Source organism: Priestia filamentosa, from assembly GCF_900177535.1.
Taxonomy (GTDB): Bacteria; Bacillota; Bacilli; order Bacillales; family Bacillaceae_H; genus Bacillus_I; species Bacillus_I filamentosa.
The window spans coordinates 30,076-44,804 of sequence record NZ_FXAJ01000004.1; the positions used below are offsets into that span (position 1 = coordinate 30,076).

At 35.8% G+C, this 14,729-nt stretch carries 13 protein-coding genes; 11 read left to right on the forward strand and 2 right to left on the reverse strand.

The window, feature by feature from the left end; genetic code table 11:
* Window positions 1-16: 16 nt before the first annotated feature.
* Both B9N79_RS16335 and B9N79_RS16340 read right to left on the reverse strand, forming a co-directional pair.
* Window positions 17-262: an alpha/beta-type small acid-soluble spore protein gene (locus B9N79_RS16335; RefSeq protein WP_019393972.1), complete on the reverse strand. Its 246-nt coding sequence runs from the start codon at window positions 260-262 to the stop codon at window positions 17-19.
* Between the two features lie 105 nt (window positions 263-367).
* Window positions 368-1,666 (reverse strand): tetratricopeptide repeat protein, encoded by a 1,299-nt coding sequence (locus tag B9N79_RS16340; RefSeq protein WP_019393971.1) that lies wholly within the window; start codon window positions 1,664-1,666, stop codon window positions 368-370.
* Between the two features lie 832 nt (window positions 1,667-2,498).
* Here B9N79_RS16340 and B9N79_RS16345 point away from each other — a divergent pair.
* From B9N79_RS16345 to B9N79_RS16395, 11 genes are all read left to right on the forward strand, one after another.
* Entirely contained in the window at window positions 2,499-3,353 is an 855-nt protein-coding gene (locus tag B9N79_RS16345) for a cation diffusion facilitator family transporter (RefSeq protein ID WP_040057218.1), read from the forward strand.
* 102 nt (window positions 3,354-3,455) lie between these two features.
* Window positions 3,456-3,854, forward strand: a complete 399-nt coding sequence (locus tag B9N79_RS16350; protein WP_040057217.1) for a YybH family protein — start codon at window positions 3,456-3,458, stop codon at window positions 3,852-3,854.
* Window positions 3,855-4,028: 174 nt separating this feature from the next.
* Complete coding sequence (locus B9N79_RS16355; RefSeq protein WP_046217441.1) at window positions 4,029-4,811, forward strand: aldo/keto reductase; 783 nt, start codon at window positions 4,029-4,031, stop codon at window positions 4,809-4,811.
* 252 nt (window positions 4,812-5,063) lie between these two features.
* Entirely contained in the window at window positions 5,064-5,462 is a 399-nt protein-coding gene (locus B9N79_RS16360; RefSeq protein WP_019393967.1) for a YhcU family protein, read from the forward strand.
* Between the two features lie 156 nt (window positions 5,463-5,618).
* Window positions 5,619-7,154, forward strand: coding sequence for a bifunctional GNAT family N-acetyltransferase/carbon-nitrogen hydrolase family protein (locus tag B9N79_RS16365; RefSeq protein WP_040057215.1), 1,536 nt, complete (start codon window positions 5,619-5,621; stop codon window positions 7,152-7,154).
* 79 nt (window positions 7,155-7,233) lie between these two features.
* Entirely contained in the window at window positions 7,234-7,785 is a 552-nt protein-coding gene (locus B9N79_RS16370) for a glycerol-3-phosphate responsive antiterminator (protein WP_019393965.1), read from the forward strand.
* A 183-nt stretch (window positions 7,786-7,968) separates the two neighbouring features.
* Window positions 7,969-8,796: an MIP/aquaporin family protein gene (locus tag B9N79_RS16375; RefSeq protein WP_040057214.1), complete on the forward strand. Its 828-nt coding sequence runs from the start codon at window positions 7,969-7,971 to the stop codon at window positions 8,794-8,796.
* 19 nt (window positions 8,797-8,815) lie between these two features.
* Window positions 8,816-10,306: a glycerol kinase GlpK gene (glpK, locus tag B9N79_RS16380; protein WP_019393963.1), complete on the forward strand. Its 1,491-nt coding sequence runs from the start codon at window positions 8,816-8,818 to the stop codon at window positions 10,304-10,306.
* Between the two features lie 179 nt (window positions 10,307-10,485).
* Window positions 10,486-12,156 carry a glycerol-3-phosphate dehydrogenase/oxidase gene (locus tag B9N79_RS16385; RefSeq protein ID WP_085118691.1) on the forward strand — a complete coding sequence of 557 codons (1,671 nt, stop codon included), beginning with the start codon at window positions 10,486-10,488 and terminating at the stop codon, window positions 12,154-12,156.
* Between the two features lie 132 nt (window positions 12,157-12,288).
* Entirely contained in the window at window positions 12,289-14,052 is a 1,764-nt protein-coding gene (locus B9N79_RS16390; protein ID WP_040057212.1) for a phospho-sugar mutase, read from the forward strand.
* 146 nt (window positions 14,053-14,198) lie between these two features.
* Window positions 14,199-14,729, forward strand: a complete 531-nt coding sequence (locus B9N79_RS16395) for an NADPH-dependent FMN reductase (protein ID WP_019393960.1) — start codon at window positions 14,199-14,201, stop codon at window positions 14,727-14,729.

A 14,729-nucleotide genomic window follows, 5' to 3' on the forward strand; every position in this document is an offset into this window, starting at 1 on the left:
GAGAGAGACGTTCGATTTATTTTGGCTTATTCAACTGGAGCTTTGCTTGCTGAATTAGTTCTTTTACCATCTTGCTTCCAATTTGTCCGCCGATTTTCCCAGCATTTTCAGATGTTAATTCTCGATTTCTTCCTTTGTTTAAAGGGATATTCAATTCCTGTGCTATTTCATATTTTACGTCTTCTCCGTCAGTGCGATATCCCGCTTTTTTCATCACTTCTTTTTTGAATGCGATCATTTCAGGCTTTTTTTGTTTGCTCATTATATTTCCTCCTTTTTTATTTAGCGTTTGCTCTTTGCTAAAGAACTATGTAAAAAATGAAAAAAGCTTTCCTTTTTAAGTTCTAGAACTTAAAAAGGAAAGCTTTTATGAAGAGCTGTACATAGAGGATAATAAATTATTAGATTTTTTTAGCATATTATTTGCTTCAGCATAGTTTTGTTGTTCTTCGAGAATTTGTGCTTTAATTGCATAGCAATGTGATAGAATATAGGAAATATTGAATTCCTTACAAAATTTCTCACAATCATTAATATAAATAAGTGATTCACCAAGAGAACTTTGCTTGAATTTAATACGTGCCATCATTGCCAAAAGTTTAGCTTTTGATTCTTTAAAAGAATGAGAGTAAAGAATACCTTGCTGGCAATATTCTTCTGCTTCTTCTAGGTTTTGCTGTTCATATGCTGTTGCTGCTAACTCATAATAAGTATCAACAACGTGATGTTCCTGATGATGCGTCTTGGCAATAGTTAAGCTCTTCTTCAAATAGTCTTGAGATTTAGAAAGCTCTCCAACTTGGCGGTAAAGGATACCAAGATGTAAAAGACAATCACTATAGTTGGAATCTGGAGAGGATCTATCAATACGGCTTAAAGCATAAAGTGTCGATTGAATTCCATCTTTAGGTTGTCCAAGGTGAAGTTCTGCTAATCCCTTTAACATATAAAAACGGTCTTCTTGATAAAAAACAGAGCTTGTCTCCATAAGAGAGAGCGCTTCTTTAATATGAACAATTCCTCGCATAAATTGATTTGTTTTACAGTATCCATATGCTAAATTATAGAGAACTTTTAAATGCACGATTTTATCAAATTCATGATATTGTGTTCTCAATAAAATAGACGCATATAAGGCATGATCAATACAGCTTGAGTAGTTTTCTAACTGTCGATAACATGTTGCAAGAGAAGAGTATACTTCGATATGATAATTTAAATCAAATGGAGTAATATAAACAAGACAGTCATTAAGATAACGAATAGCTTCTTCATATTCTCCTCTATTCATCGAGATTTCAGACAACAGTTTAAGTGCTTTACCGCGGATTGTAAAATTATTTTCGTCATGTGCTAGTGGCTCTAGAGCTTTATAAGCATTTTCATATTTTTTAGAATTGATTAGCGCAATGCACATACTTATTACACGTTCTTTGTTGTTTGTCTCAACTTCCACTGAATCATTGCCTTCTGCTTCACCTAAAAGATAGCTTACGGAAACACCGAGTTTTGAAGCAATATGCTCAAGAGTTTTTAAAGAGGGCTTTGTATGATTTCGTTCAATCAAGCTAATCATTGAGTGACTTAAGTTTGGACCAGAAAGGTCACCTTGCGTGAAGCCAAGGCTTTTACGCTGCAGTTTTATTCGTTCTCCAACAGTTCTCATATAATCTCACACTTTCTAAAATAAGATATTGTACCTACAAATGTTTTTTAGTTGTATTTTAAGTATTTTCAATAAATTTTAATTACTATTATAAATAGATCGAGACTTATCCAATATTTGTTTTTTAATATTTGAATAAAAGGGTATTATATACATTTTTTCATTAAGCAATCGATAAGGTGTTTTGAAAATTCAGATTAATATTTCCTATTAATCCTCTTATTGCATATTTCAATCATATAGTTGTATATGAATAGAAAGACAATAAAACACATTAAAATCTAAATAAATAACAAAGAGTTAAAATAGAAAAAAATGTATAAATGGCTTAACAGCGCCTTTTATTATCTTTTGTATTACATATAGATACCATTTTAGTAATTAATAAATATTAAAGTGTTAATGGTTATACTTTAGATATTAACATAAATTGTATGTTATACATAGTTTAAAATAATGTAAAACGTAAAAAATCTAGGTATATTATCACTGTAAAATAAAATATTCGTATTCGAATATTTTTTAGTAGGTATATTTTTACATAAATATACATTTTCTCTCTTTAGAGTACTGACTATTAGCCTATCAACAGAAAACTAGTAAATAAGAAATAATTTGCCCAAGGGAAAAACAGTTTAGTTTTGTTTAAACTTTTTTCTTTAAGCTATAGTAGTTCATAGAGGCAATTATGTTTCTGTAGACCCACTATGACGCGGTTTGGTAAACTAATTTTGCTGCAAATAATGTCTTTTCTACATACGTTATAAAGTTGGTTAAAAGGAAAGAATGTAAGGAAGACTAAATATTCAGTAGCGCAGTTAGATGAAGGAGCGTGGATATAGTGAGCGCGGAGCGTGGCGCATGGGTTAGTATTTATACTTATCTTATCCTTTCAACGCTTAAACTGTTTATTGGGAACATAGCGAACTCAGAAGCTTTAAGTGCAGATGGATTAAATAACTTTACAGATATTATCGCCTCAGTAGCTGTTTTAATCGGTTTGAAAATTTCAAAGAAACCTCGAGATAAAAACCACCCGTACGGACATTCAAGAGCTGAAAACATTTCTTCTTTACTTGCCTCGTTTATTATGATGGTTATTGGATTCCAAGTTTTATATGAAGCGGTTCAATCTCTTTGGCATCAGGAAGCAACAACTCCAAGTCTTTTGGCCGCTTTAGTAGGAGCAGGAGCAGCCATTGTAATGTTCTGTGTTTTTCTTTACAACAAGCGCCTTGCTGATAAATTGCAAAGTGGAGCATTAAAAGCTGTTGCAAAAGACAATCTTTCAGATGCTCTCGTAAGCGTTGGGGCTGTTGTAGGAATCATTGGAGCATATTTTGGTCTTTCGTGGTTAGATCCACTTGCAGCTCTAGTTGTTGGGCTTATCATTTGTAAAACGGCTTTTGAAATTTTTAAAGAAACGTCGCTTTTATTAACAGATGGATTTGATGAAGACAAAATGGGTGAATATAAGGAAGCCGTCAAGGCTATTACAGGAGTAAATGATGTTAAAGATTTAAGAGCGCGCATGCATGGTAATGATGTTGTGCTTGATGTTACAGTGACCGTTAATCCAGAGCTTAGCGTTGTACGCAGTCATGAGATTGCAGATGAGATTGAAGAAGAGCTCGAAACTAAACATCAGATTTCGATGATTCATGTTCATATCGAACCAGATCATTAAGGAAAAGGAAGGAGAAAATTCTCCTTCCTTTTTTAGCTTAAAAATAGGATTTTGCCTTCTTTTCTAGAATAGAGTACAACGCATAAAAGAGGAGGTTAAAATATGGAAGAACATGAGTTAAAGGCCGTAATTCGTGAATATGATAAAGCTATTCAAAATGAGGAGCTTGATACGTTAATGAACTATTATACAGATGACGCAGTTCTAGTTGTGAAACAAGGAATGATTGCAAAAGGAAAAGAGGAAATCAAAAAAGCCTTTATTGCAATTGCGAAATATTTTAATAATAGCATTGTTCCAACCCAAGGAGAGATGGTGATCTTAGAAGCAGGAGATACAGCTCTTGTTCTTTCACAAACGTTTCTTGATGCCAATAAAGAAGATTCCAAATATCCAATGGAGAGAAGAGCAACATATGTATTTCGAAAAAATGCAGAAGGAAGATGGCTTTGTGCCATTGATAACTCATATGGTACAGATTTGATTCCAAGCGAAGAATAGTAATAGAAAACACCTATTTCCTTCCTTTTTTGTATAATAACAGCTAATATAGGCAAAATATTTTATGTTAAAAGTGAACTATGAGAAAATAAAGATGCTTATCAAAAAGAAAAAGAAGGAATTAAGGTGACAAACTCTTTACAATCTACAACAACTCTACATAATGGAATTGAAATGCCTTGGTTTGGGCTAGGTGTATTCAAAGTTGAGGATGGATCAGAAGTAATTGAATCTGTGAAATCAGCAATCAAAGCAGGTTACATTAGCATTGATACTGCTGCTGTATATGGAAATGAAGAAGGTGTTGGAAAAGGTATTGCTGATTCTGGAGTTGACCGTGAACGCCTCTTTGTAACCTCTAAAGTTTGGAACAGTGATCAAGGATATGAATCAACATTAAAAGCATTTGATACAACGCTTGAAAAGCTTGGTCTTGAATACCTTGATTTATATTTAATTCACTGGCCTGTTGAAGGAAAGTATAAAGAAACGTGGAAAGCACTTGAGAAATTATATAAAGATGGACGCATTCGTGCTATTGGGGTTAGTAACTTCCAAATTCATCATTTAGAAGATTTACTAACAGATGCTGAAATTGTACCGATGGTAAACCAAGTAGAGTATCATCCACACCTTACTCAAAAAGAACTTCATGCTTTTTGTAAAGATAAAGGTATTCAGCTTGAAGCATGGTCTCCGCTTAAGCAAGGGGAGCTTTTGCAAGATGAAACAATCACTCGTATTGCTGACAAGTATAATAAATCAGCAGCACAAGTAATTTTACGTTGGGATTTACAAAATGAAGTTGTAACAATTCCAAAATCAACAAAGGAACATCGTATTATTCAAAATGCTGATATTTTTGATTTCCAATTAACAAAAGAAGAAATGAATGAAATTAATGCTCTAAACAAAAATGAGCGAGTTGGTCCGGACCCAGATAATTTCGACTTCTAATAAAAAAGGTTCCCTTCTTTAGAAGGGAACCTTTTTTATTGTGCTTTTGTTATTTCCATAATAGTTAATTTATTGAAATTAAAATCATTATTTCATATGCGTGAAATAGGTCTAAAAAAACAAAAAAAGGAAATAAAATGTTATTTATCTAGGTTTTACGGCATGTTTTAGAAATAACTACCTCACCTTTTTAACTGGAAAATATGTTAGTATTGTAAGCAGAAGAAAAAGGATAAAAGAGGTGGAGGTAACGTGAAAGTTTTAAATGCCGCAACACCAGAGATGGAGACATACATAGAAGAGATGAGCGAGCACTTAGTCTACAATATTTTACCTTGCTACTTTTCTCAGGAAGAGATCCAAACATACAAAAATGTTCAGTTTCTCTCAATAAGCTATGCAAAGCAAAAAGTATATAATGGCTTTTTACATGAAGCTTTAAAGGTTATTAGCAGCATGCAAACGATTACTAATCTTATTGAAACTGTTCAAACGAGAGAAATTACAAACCAGGATCGAAAGCTTTTTCATCATAATATTTCTATTTTAGAGAAATATGGGTTTTTATTTCCGTTTGAAATGGATTATTTCTCGAAAGAACGTTATCAGATTACACAAGGACATTATGAATATCGCTTCATTGTGAACTAAATGGCAGCGGGTTTTCCCGCTGCCTTTTTCTAGTTCCCCTCTTTCGCTTTTCTGATTATAATAAAAGTACAGATTTGTAGTGATTCAGCTTAGAAAGTTTTACTTTTACAAAAAAGGGAACAATATAAAGAATGTTGAAAAAGGAGCTACAGATGCATGTCAGAAATCGATTTATCCAAATTTGAGAAGAAAGTTATTATGCGTAATATTGAACATAAAGACATTGAAAAAATTATTGAGCTTCAAGAGCTTTGCTTTCCTGGAATGAACCCATGGAAAAAAGATCAGCTTCAAAGTCATCTGGATATTTTTCCAGAAGGCCAGATCTGTGTCGAGTTTGATGGAGAAATTATTGGGTCTTGTTCAAGCTTAATTATAAACTTTGATGAGTATGACGATAAACACACGTGGGATGATATAACAGACGAAGGTTATATTACAAATCACAATAGTGATGGCTATAACTTGTATGGAATTGAAGTTATGGTTCACCCTCAATTTCGAGGAATGAAAATTGGGCGCCGTCTTTATGAAGCTCGTAGAGATTTAGCGCGAGCTCACAATTTAAAAAGCATTATTATTGGAGGAAGAATTCCTAATTATCATAAATATGCAGATGAATTTACGCCACGTGAATATGTAGAAGAAGTGAAAGAACATAAAATTTATGATCCTGTTCTTTCATTCCAGCTTATGAATGGGTTTACCGTTATGCGAATTAATCCAAACTATTTGCCTGATGATGCAGCTTCAAATCAGTATGCGACGCTTATGGAGTGGAACAATATTGATTATGTAGCAAAATCAAAGCGTCACTACAAAACATCTTTTCCAGTAAGGATTTGTGTAGTACAGTATGCAATGAAACAAATTAACTCATTTGAAGATTTTGCACAGCAAGCTGAATATTATATTGATGTTGCATATGATGCTGGAGCTGATTTCTGCGTATTCCCCGAAATCTTTACAACACAGCTTATGTCATTTTTAAATGAGCATATTCCTAGAAAAGCTGTTCAGCGTGTAACAGAGTATACTGAAGAATACATTGAGCTTTTTACAGATCTTGCTGTAAAGTACAATGTTAACATTATTGGTGGATCACATTTTGTAGAAGAAGATGAGCATATTTATAACATCGCGTATCTTTTCAGAAGAGATGGAACAATTGAAAAGCAATATAAGCTTCACATTACACCAAATGAGCGAAAATGGTGGGGAATTTCGGCTGGAGAAGAAGTGGAAGTATTTGATACAGACTGTGGGCCAATTGCTATTCAAATTTGCTATGACATTGAATTTCCTGAGCTTGCACGTATTGCGACAGAAAAAGGAGCCAAAATTATCTTTACTCCGTTCTGTACAGAGGATCGCCAAGGCTATTTACGTGTGCGCTATTGTGCTCAATCAAGAGCAGTGGAAAACCAGATTTATACTGTTATCGCAGGAACAGTTGGAAACTTACCGCAAGTGGAGAATATGGATATTCAATATGCTCAGTCCGCTATTTTTGCACCTTCTGATTTTGAATTTGCACGCGATGGCATTGTAGGCGAGTGCAATCCTAATATTGAAATGGTCGTTATTGGAGATGTTGATTTAGAAATTCTACGTCGCCAACGCCAGTCAGGAACAGTTCGACAGTTAAAAGATCGTCGTCGTGATATTTACACTGTTCACTATAAGAAGTAATGTTAAAAGGGCATCCTTATTTCCTTTTTCTCTAAGGATGCTTTTTTAATATGAAATAAATTATAATGGAGGAAAAATTGTGAGCTTTGAAGATCAACAAGTTATACCAGCTATTCGCGATATGAAGCAGCTTGAACGTTTTTTACGTTCTCCGTATCAATATGGAGTTTTATTGGAATGTTATTTAGGACATTTAAAGGGAATAGCACGTGCGGCTCAAGAGCACGATAAAAAGCTAATTTTCCATGTTGATTTAATTAGTGGTCTAAAACACGATGAACATGCTGTGGATTTTTTATGTCAGGAAATTAAGCCTGCTGGTATTATTTCAACGCGTTTAAATGTAATTCTAAAAGCTAAACAAAAAGGGGTATATGCCATTCAGCGCGTTTTTCTTTTAGACAGTCAAGCACTTGAAAAAAGCTTCGCTGTTATTAATAAAGGAAAACCAGACTACATAGAGCTCCTTCCTGGAGTTGTTCCACACCTTATTAAGGAAGTAAAGAAAAAAACGAATACCCCTGTCCTTGCAGGAGGACTTATTCGAGCAGAGCATGAAATTAAAAAAGCATTGGAAGCAGGAGCTGCAGCTGTTACAACGTCTAATGAGGAGCTTTGGAAAAAAAAGTAGTAAAAAGGGTTTGACAACGCTTTCACTTTCTAGTACTCTAGTATCAAAGTTAATACACGTGACGGAGACAAGAACCACAGTACATCCCTAATCAACCTTAGGGGTATACTGTGGTTTTTTGCAGTTTGTCACATCGCCATTAATAGATTTTTAGAAAAATATGAGCAAAGGGGATGAATTCCCATGGGTACTTTTACAGCGGAAATAGTCGGGACAATGATTTTAATTATACTAGGCGGAGGAGTTTGCGCAGGGGTTAACTTAAAAAAATCACTTGCTCATAAAAGTGACTGGATTGTAATTACTTTTGGCTGGGGATTAGCAGTAACAATGGGAGTTTACGCAGTTGGAAGTGTAAGCGGTGCACATTTGAATCCAGCTGTAACAATTGGAATGGCATTAGCTGGCCAGTTTGCTTGGGGAGATGTTCCACTTTATATTTTAGCTCAAATGATTGGAGCCTTTTTAGGAGCAGTTATTGTTTACTTTCATTATTTACCACACTGGAAAGCAACGGATGACCCAGGAGCAAAGCTTGGCGTATTTTCAACAGGACCAGCTATCTATCACCCGTTTTCAAACTTATTAAGTGAGATGATTGGAACATTCATTCTTGTTCTAGGATTATTAACAATAGGAGCAAATAAGTTTACAGAAGGCTTAAACCCGCTTATCGTTGGGTTCCTTATTTTAAGTATTGGTCTTTCTCTAGGGGGAACAACAGGATATGCAATTAACCCCGCAAGAGACTTAGGACCACGTATTGCACATGCATTACTTCCGATCGCAGGAAAAGGAGATTCAAACTGGAAATATGCATGGATTCCTGTTGTTGGGCCTATTCTTGGTGGAAGTTTAGGGGCAGTATTTTATAAAATAATATTTGAAGGAACAACAAGTGCTGTATATTGGGGAGTAGTAGCCATTGTGGTTGTAATATTAGCATTGGCGTACCGTATGTCTAAGAAACAAGACTACGTAGCAGGAGAAATAAAAAGAGAACTAAACTAATTTAGAGGGGGCAAAAGCTATGAGCACATACATTTTAGCATTAGATCAAGGAACAACAAGCTCAAGAGCTATTTTATTTAACAAAAAAGGCGAAATTGTTCATACATCACAGAAAGAATTTACACAATATTTTCCAAACCCTGGCTGGGTTGAACACAATGCAAATGAAATTTGGAGCTCCATTTTATCTTGTATTGCATCGTGTTTATCAGAATCCGGAGTAAAAGCAAATCAAGTTGAGGGAATTGGAATTACAAATCAGCGTGAAACAACAGTTGTATGGGATAAAAATACAGGCCAACCTGTTTATAATGCGATTGTTTGGCAATCACGCCAAACAAGCAGTATTTGCAATGAACTAAAAGAAAAAGGCTATAACGATACGTTCCGTGATAAAACAGGGCTTTTAATTGATGCTTATTTTGCAGGCACAAAAGTAAAATGGATTTTAGATAATGTAGATGGAGCACGTGAGAAAGCAGAAAATGGTGAGCTGTTATTTGGGACAATTGATACGTGGCTTATTTGGAAGCTATCTGGTGGAAAAGCGCACGTTACAGACTATTCAAATGCCTCACGTACGCTTATGTTTAATATCTATGATTTAAAATGGGATGAAGAATTGCTAGAGATTCTAGGTGTCCCAGCGTCTATGCTTCCAGAAGTAAAGGCGTCTTCAGAAGTATATGCAGAAACAATTGATTACCACTTTTTTGGTCAAAAAGTACCTATTGCAGGAGCAGCTGGTGACCAGCAGTCAGCACTCTTTGGGCAAGCGTGCTTTGAAAAAGGGATGGCTAAAAATACGTATGGCACAGGTTGTTTCATGCTTATGAACACAGGAGAAAAAGCTGTTAAGTCTGAGCACGGTTTGTTAACAACGATTGCATGGGGGATTGATGGAAAAGTAGAGTATGCGCTTGAAGGTAGTATTTTTGTAGCTGGTTCGGCTATTCAATGGCTTCGAGATGGGCTTCGTATGTTTAATAATGCTGCAGACAGTCAAAAATACGCGGAGCGTGTTGAATCAACAGATGGAGTTTATATGGTCCCTGCTTTTGTTGGATTAGGAACACCGTATTGGGATAGCGATGTACGTGGTGCAATGTTTGGATTGACTCGTGGAACTAAAAAAGAGCATTTTGTTCGAGCAACACTTGAATCACTAGCTTATCAAACACGTGATGTCCTTGATGCTATGAAAGAAGATGCAGAAATGGAAATCAAGCGTTTGCGTGTTGATGGAGGAGCTGTTAAAAATGATTTTCTCATGCAGTTCCAAAGCGATATTTTAGATGTTCCTGTTGAAAGACCTACAATTAATGAAACGACAGCTCTTGGAGCAGCATACCTTGCAGGGCTTGCTGTTGGGTTCTGGGAAAGTCGTGATGAAATAGCAGAGAAGTGGGATGTTGAAAAAGCATTTGAATCGAAAATGGAAGACGATCAGCGTACGAAGTTGTACGGTGGATGGAAAAAAGCTGTTGAAGCAGCAATGGTGTTCAAATAAAGAAAGAATCTTCTGAAGTGTGAAATAGAAAGATTCACAAAAAGATAAAAGTGTGATATATTAAAAATAAGTTAATAAATGGTTGGAGAATAGGAGAGACCACAGGACCTTATGGGTATATAAATATCATAAGGGACTTGTGGTCTCTTTTTATTTACTCTTAAAAGGAGGAATTATTCATGAGTTTTTCAGGGGAAAATCGTGCTGCGACATTAAGCGAAATGGAGAAGCAGCAGTTTGATGTATTAGTTATCGGTGGCGGTATTACAGGAAGTGGAATTGCTTTAGACGGAGCAACGCGCGGGTTGAAAATGGGACTTGTAGAAATGCAGGATTTCGCAGGAGGAACGTCAAGTCGTTCTACAAAGCTTGTGCACGGTGGACTGCGTTATTTAAAACAGTTTGAAGTAAAAATGGTAGCGGAAGTTGGAAAAGAAAGAGCTATTGTATACGAAAATGCACCGCATGTTACAACACCGGAGTGGATGATGCTTCCTTTCCATAAAGGAGGAACGTTTGGAAGTTTCACAACATCGATCGGTCTTCGCATGTATGACTTTCTTGCAGGTGTTAAACGAAGCGAGCGACGTCAAATGTTCTCCCGAAAAGAAACATTAAGACGTGAGCCGCTTGTGAAAGCTGAGAACCTACGAGGTGGCGGCTACTATGTTGAATATAAAACAGATGATGCTCGCCTGACTATCGAAGTAGCGAAGAAAGCAGTTGAAAAAGGAGCTACTCTTGTAAATTATGCCAAAGTAGAAAGCTTTCTTTACGAAGATAACAAAGTTGTGGGAGCGGTTGTTGTAGATCAGACAACTAAAAAAGCGTACCAAATTTATGCTAAAAAGATTATTAATGCTGCAGGACCTTGGGTTGATACACTTCGTGAAGAAGATCGCTCAAAAGAAGGCAAAACGCTTGTTCATACAAAAGGAATTCACTTAGTTATTGATGCAGAACGTTTCCCATTACAGCAAGCCATTTATTTTGATACACCTGATGGCCGCATGGTATTTGCCATTCCACGTGATGGAAAAACTTATGTTGGTACAACTGATACAGTTTATGATGGAGATCTTGTTCATCCGAGAATGACAAAAGCAGACCGTGAATATGTCATTAAATCAATTAACTACATGTTTCCGGCTGTAAACATTACCGAGAAAGATGTAGAATCAAGCTGGACGGGACTTCGCCCGCTTATTAATGAACAAGGAAAAGGGGCTTCTGAAATTTCGCGTAAAGATGAAATTTGGGAATCCAAATCAGGCTTAATTACAATTGCAGGGGGCAAGCTAACAGGCTATCGTAAAATGGCTGAAATGGTTTTAGATTCTGTAACGAAAAAAATCGAAGAGGAATACAATGTTTCGTTTCTTCCTTGTCAAACTAAACATCTTTCACTTTCAGGAGGAGAGTTTGGAGGATCTCAGAAATTTGAAAGATTTGTAAAACAAAAAGTGGAAGAAGGAACAAAGATTGGTCTTGATCGCAAACAAGCTGAAAAATTAGCGAAACGCTATGGTTCAAATGTTGATAAAGTATTTGAGTATGTGAAAAATGGTGAACATGCAAATGTTCCTCCCGCTGTTTATGCTCAAGTTATGTACGGACTAGAATATGAGATGGTTGTAAAACCTGTTGACTTTTTCATTCGCCGTACTGGAGCGCTTTTCTTCAATATTTCATGGGTACATGAATGGAAAGTTGAAGTTATTAATCTTATGGCTTCAAAACTAGGCTGGACGCATGAACAAAAAGAATTATATAGACAAGAACTTGAAAAACATCTTCATGATGCAGTTGTTCCTGTTGATGAAGAAGATGACACAGCTCTTGCACAGTAAGAAGAAAATCCCATCTTAAAAAGTGAAACGAGATGGGATTTTTTTTCGTTAAGTTATAAAAAAACATGGTAATATAAATGGAAGAGAATTTTATAAAACGAGATTTAAGATTCATCATTAAGGAGGAGAAAGATGAGCTGGCATCAGCATTTTTTGCGTTGGGATAATGAAATTGAATTAGAAAATGAAATGAGAAAAAGTTTAGATAGTATTAAACATGATGAGAGATTGCTTGAAGAGCATTTTTATAAAAATCTAGAATTTGGTACAGGTGGAATGAGAGGCGAAATTGGAGTTGGAACAAATCGTATGAATCTCTATACCGTAAGGAAGGCATCAGCTGGATTTGCTCAGTATATTGAAAACGCGGGAGAAGAAGCGAAAAACCGCGGAGTTGTGATTGCGTACGATTCTCGCCATAAGTCCCCACAATTTGCTCTTGAAGCAGCTAAAACTCTTTCTTCATATGGAATTAAAACCTACCTTTTTACAGAACTTAAGCCAACACCACAGCTTTCATTTGCTGTTCGAGAGTTGCATGCTTTTGGTGGTATTGTTATAACAGCAAGTCATAATCCACCTGAATATAATGGTTATAAAGTATATGGGATGGATGGAGGGCAGCTTCCGCCTAAAAGTGCTGATGAGTTAATTTCTTATGTAAACGGTATCGAAAATGAGCTAAAGATTAAAGTGAAAGAAAAAGAAGAGCTAAAAGAAGAAGGTTTGCTTGTTATGCTTGACGATACACTTGATGAAGCATACAACAAGAAACTTCAAGAAGTTAGCGTTTCAAAAGAACTTTCACAGGAAGCTAAAGACAACGTAAGTGTAGTTTTTACACCTTTACATGGAACAGCTTATAAATCAGCAACAAAAGCGCTTGAAACGCTCGGTTATAAACATGTTCACGTTGTAGCAAAACAAGCAATGCCAGATCCTAATTTTACAACCGTGCTTTCTCCGAATCCTGAAGAAGCTGAGGCTTTTTCATATGCAATTAAAGATGGAAAAGATGTAAAAGCAGACGTTCTTCTTGCAACAGATCCTGATGCAGACCGAGTTGGACTTGCTGTTCGAAAAGACGATGGAGAATATACGCTTCTAACAGGAAATCAAACAGGAGCACTTTTACTAAAATATCTTTTATCTCAGCTTGAAAAGAGCGGAAATCTTCCTGAAAACGGAGCTGTTCTAAAAACAATTGTAACTTCTGAGCTTGGGCGCAAGATTGCAGAGGATTATAAGCTTACAGCAATTGATACCCTTACTGGATTTAAATTTATCGGCGAAAAAATTAAACAGTTTGAACAAACAAATGACCAGACATTTTTATTCGGCTATGAAGAGAGCTACGGCTATTTAGTTAAAGACTTTTGCCGAGATAAAGATGCGATTCAAGCACTGATCTTAGCTGTAGAAGCGTGTGCATTTTATAAACAACAGGGCAAAACGCTTTGGCACGTTATACAAAATATCTATGAAGAATACGGCTATTATAAAGAAAATTTAAAATCACTTACGTTAAAAGGAAAAGAAGGATCTGCTCAGATTGAGCACCTTTTAACATCTTTCCGTGCTACGCCCCCAGGAGAAGTAGCTGGCTTACGAGTTAAAACAATCGAAGATTATCAAGTGCAAAAAAGAGCGCACTTAGAAAGTGGAGAAACAGAAACAATGTCTCTTCCTTCCTCAAATGTTTTAAAGTATTTCTTAGAAGATGGCTCATGGTTTTGTCTTCGTCCGTCTGGTACAGAGCCAAAAGTGAAGTTTTACTTTGGAGTAGTTTCCACTACTGATGAGGAAAGTGTGTTAAAGTTAGAACAGCTTAACAATAGTATTATGGACAAAGTAGCAGCTATTTTAGAAAGTAATGAAGAAGAAATCAAAAAATAAAGAAATGTTTCTTCATTTACACTAGGGAAACTTTCTTTTAATAATATTAAGATAGCGGAAGAAGGGAAAAATATGGTACGTTTAATAAATGAAGACTTTTATAGAAAAAGTCCATTGACAACACCATATTATAGGAGGATTTTATAATGAAAATTGTTGTGATTAATGGAACACCACGTGAGAGTGGAAGAACGCGTATTTTAAGCCGTTTTTTAGCGGAAAAGTACAGCTTAGATTTGATAGATTTAAGTGAAACAGTGTTACCTGTTTTTAACGGAACAAGTGAGCAATACGAATTAGAAAACGTAGTAAAAGTAAAAGAGCTTGTACATAGTGCAGATGCTATTATTTTAACAACGCCAGAATATCATGGAAGCATGAGTGGAGCACTGAAAAATATGCTTGATTTCTTAACGTTTGAACAGTTTAAAGGAAAGCCAGTTGGACTTCTTGCAGTAGCAGGCGGTGGAAAGGGTGGTATTAACGCATTGAACAGCATGCGTGATGTAATGCGTGCTCTTTATGCGAATGCATTACCAAAACAAATTGTATTTGATCCACCGATGTTTGAAAAAGATAGCGATCTCCTTGTTCCAGAGGCTTCAGAAGCGCTAGAAGGGTTTATGGAAGAGCTTAAAAAATATACAAAGCTTTATAAAGAATTTGCAAAAGCATAA